Here is a 656-nt window from a genome sequence, read left to right on the forward strand (position 1 = left end):
GGCCTGGGTGGAGGGGGTCGCGGGGATCGTGGTCATCACGCACCGCCTCCGATCAGGTCGACGGCTCGTTCCCCGACCATCAGCACGCCGATCATCGGGTTCACCGCGGTCATGGTCGGGAACACCGAGGCGTCGGCGACGCGCAGGCCGTCCAGGCCGCGGACGCGCAACTTCGGGTCGACGACGGCCAGTTCGTCGTCGGCCGCGCCCATCCGGCAGGTGCCCGCCGGGTGGTACACGGTGTGTGCGACCTTGCGGGCGTACTCGCTCAGCTCCTCGTCGCCCGTGATGTGCGGGCCGGGGGCCACCTCGCGCTTGAGCCAGCCGGCGAGCGGCTCGGTCTTCGCGATCTCGCGGGCGATCCTGATCCCGTCGACGAGGGTTCGGCCGTCGTAGTCGTCCGCGTCGGTGAAGTAGCGGAAGTCCAGGGCCGGCTTCACGGACGGGTCCGGGCTGGTCAGGTAGAGCCGGCCGCGGCTCTTCGGCTTCGGGATGTTGGGGGTCATCGAGACGCCGTACGGGGGCCGTTCGTAGCCGAGGCGCTCCGGGTTGTCCGTGAAGGGGATCTGGTAGAAGTGGAACATCAGGTCGGGGCCCGCGTGTTCGGGGTCGCGGCGCACGAAGAGGCCCGCGTCGGAGTCCATCGCGGAGTTCTC

General features: G+C 70.4%; 1 protein-coding gene. It reads right to left on the reverse strand.

Annotated elements, in window-relative coordinates; translation table 11 throughout:
- Window positions 1-35: 35 nt before the first annotated feature.
- The coding region (locus BZL64_RS37595) for a GMC family oxidoreductase (protein ID WP_244205792.1) at window positions 36-656 on the reverse strand (621 nt) is incomplete at its 5' end.

This window comes from Streptomyces bobili, from assembly GCF_002154575.1.
GTDB classification, from domain to species: Bacteria; Actinomycetota; Actinomycetes; order Streptomycetales; family Streptomycetaceae; genus Streptomyces; species Streptomyces bobili.